Here is a 2,739-nt window from a genome sequence, read left to right as displayed (position 1 = left end):
ATGGCCTGTTCGACGACCTGGCGCTTGAACTCTAGGGTAAATTTCCGACGTTCCACTTGAACAACCTCCTGACCTTATAGTCTCATTAATTTGGAAGATTGTCCAATCTAATTTCGGGGCTTAAGAGGAGGCCTTAAAGAGGTGAGGGGATGGAATCGGTTATCGTGCCCCCCATTATCCCTGGCAGAATACTGGCAGGCGCTCAGGTTGCTTCTTAGCATTGCCCTATCCTCCTGCCGGCTAAGAGCCAGCTATAGTATCCCCATTTTATTGCTGCTTTGTCATTTACACAAAATGATTTACACTCCCTGCGGGACAAACTTTTTAAAATTTGTAGCCTACCTATAAGGGATTGAAACAGGATAAAATGCCTGAGATACATGCTAAAGGATATGATTTGTAGCCTACCTATGAGGGATTGAAACTTTCGGCACCGGCAGCGTTCGCAAAATGTTGATTGTCAATCTTCTGTTTGCTCGATCTGCTTTTGGTAAAAGGCTATTTCGTCCAGGCAGGCGTTTAGCTTGTATTGGGCCCCGGTTAATCCTTTGGTTACTCCTATTGATTCTTGGGCCGTCTGGTAGAGGGCCTGGGCTCTTTTCATCCCTACCCGGTGGTTACTGGCTTCTTTTAATGCAGTGGCTAATTCTTCGAGTTTATAGGCTAAAATTAACCTGGGGAAGGGACAGTTCCTTAAGACCCATTGGGCGGCTTTGCCTAACAGGTTTTTGAATACTTGCCCTAGCTCGGGGAAGTATTCGTTCAGGATGGCCTAGAGTTTGTTTGAAGGCGCTGTTTAGTTTCCGGCGTTGCTGCCGCCGGGTTACGGTCAGGTTCCTTAGCTCGGCATATTTTCCTTTGGGCAAAAGGCAGTGGAGGAAATTTCCGTCCTTGACTACTTTGGCTATTATCCCGGCGTCTTTGCGATCGTTCTTGGTGGGGGAGTTACCTACTTCCTCTTTCCGCCTTTTGACGTGATAGGGGTTGACTATCACTACCGTATAGCCCTGCTCCTGGAGAAACCATGCTAAGGGTTTCCAGTAGTGGCCGGTGAGTTCCATGCCGATTACTACTTTTGTTGCCCTGGCTTTTTCTTTGGCTTCTTCCATTTTTGCCACTAGACGATAATAGCCTTCTTTGCTATTATGAGACTTGATGAAGGGTTTGACCACATCCAGTTCCATTTGGTTATAGATCCGTGCCCAGTGATTGTGTTTGGCTACGTCGATACCGACAATTATTACATCACCATGGACCAGTAATTTCTTTTGCACTTCATTCATACGGTTTCTTGCCTCCTGGTGGGTTTGTTTGTTTTGATCTATTTTCTTTTTACCAGGAGGCTTTTTTATTGGCAACATCTGCCTTAAATCATTACAGGAATGCTTGCATCTGAGGCGGGGGCTAAAACAAGCTTAATTATTCATTCGACAGACAGGAGGCAAAGTTTCCGACCACGGCAAGAGTTGATCCAGGGCGTTTTTATCCTCGAGGTCCAGGTTGGGGAGTATGTCTGCCGGGAAAGGTCTATACCCAAGCCTTTAAACTGCTGCTCCTGGCGGTAAAGGGGTAGGCCTGCCCCGTATTTCTGGGTCATAATGTAGGCCATGAGGGAGGGAGATACGGGGCTGCCAGGAAGTACGGACGCCGGAATAGGCGCCGTTATTACGGGAGTACTTATCTCTTCCCTCTCGCAGCGGCGGCAGGCATAGACGTAGCGCACATGTTTAACCACTTTCACCTGGGCCGGGATGACCCTAAGTTCCTGCCGTACCCCGATGCTCATCTCATGCAAAGGGCCGCCGTGAGCTTTGGCAGACCCGCTCTTCTTCCGGTAGGCGGTGCTCTACTACTTCTACCGGCAGATCTTCCAGGTTCATCTCCCGGCGGCTGTGTTTTTTGCGGCGCTGGTAGGTGATGGTTTCCAAATCAGGCTCAGGCGCCTCCGGCCGGGCTTCCGCTTCCGCTTCGTTAAAAAGTAAAAGCTGCTCTTCTAGAGGCTTGGTCCGTTCGCTGGAAACACCGAATTGCCGTTTCTTGCTTAAACGAAACTGTTCCATAAACCAGTTTAGCTTGGCGGTCAGTTCCGCGTTTTGTTGTTCCAGCTGCATACATAGCTTTTCCAGCTGAACACAGCGCTCTTGCAGCTCTTCTATGGTCATGGCGGTGATAGATTGCGAAGTGTTCATGCTTTAATGATTCGACGAATCAGCCCAAATTCCTCTAGAATCAACTACAAACAGAAAATATTTCTTTCTGGCGATTTCTATTACAAGATGGTACGTGCTTTTACCTCGGGATGGGCTTTAGGCTGTTTTAAGGGGAGGCCGTCAAGCAGCCAGCGGAGTTCCCGGCGGCTTATGGTGATGGTGGAAGAAGTGGTTGCTTTAGGCCACAGGAATTTGCCCTTCTCCAGCCGGCGGTAATAAAGCCAGAACCCATTATGCTCCCAGTGGAGGATCTTTAGTTTATCCCTATTGCGGTTACAGAAAACGAAAAGGCAGGAAGAGAAGGGGTCCAGTTCAAACCCTTCCTTGACCAGCACCGCTAACCCGTCAATGGACTTGCGCAGATCCGTTGCGCCGCAGGCGAGATAAACCCGGTCGATGGCAGCTTCGTTTAGCATAAAGCTACCAGCACCTTAACCACCTGAGAAAGCAAGGCGGGATCAAAGCCGGATCTTACCTCGATGCTGGCCGGTCCTATTTTGACCAGTAAAGTATGGCCCTGTTCTATAGA

1 protein-coding gene and 2 pseudogenes are annotated in these 2,739 nt (G+C 49.0%); all 3 read right to left on the bottom strand.

Annotation, left to right across the window (positions count from 1 at the left end):
* Positions 1 to 466: 466 nt before the first annotated feature.
* Positions 467 to 1,283: pseudogene (locus E308F_RS15630) on the bottom strand (IS110 family transposase); the annotation flags it as partial.
* Positions 1,284 to 1,465: 182 nt separating this feature from the next.
* Positions 1,466 to 2,189, bottom strand: a pseudogene (locus tag E308F_RS16620) (transposase); the annotation flags it as partial.
* A gap of 80 nt (positions 2,190 to 2,269) precedes the next feature.
* Positions 2,270 to 2,626 carry an IS66 family insertion sequence element accessory protein TnpB gene (tnpB, locus tag E308F_RS15620; protein ID WP_141265848.1) on the bottom strand — a complete coding sequence of 119 codons (357 nt, stop codon included), beginning with the start codon at positions 2,624 to 2,626 and terminating at the stop codon, positions 2,270 to 2,272.
* Positions 2,627 to 2,739: the final 113 nt, after the last annotated feature.

The organism is Moorella sp. E308F (assembly GCF_006538365.1).
Classification (GTDB): Bacteria; Bacillota; DSM-521; order Neomoorellales; family Neomoorellaceae; genus Neomoorella.
This window is presented reverse-complemented; position numbering and strand designations above follow the sequence as displayed.

Bases quoted from the DNA above. Each gene is read 5' to 3' on its own strand.
- tnpB (WP_141265848.1), bottom strand. From the start codon at position 2,626: ATGCTAAACGAAGCTGCCATCGACCGGGTTTATCTCGCCTGCGGCGCA.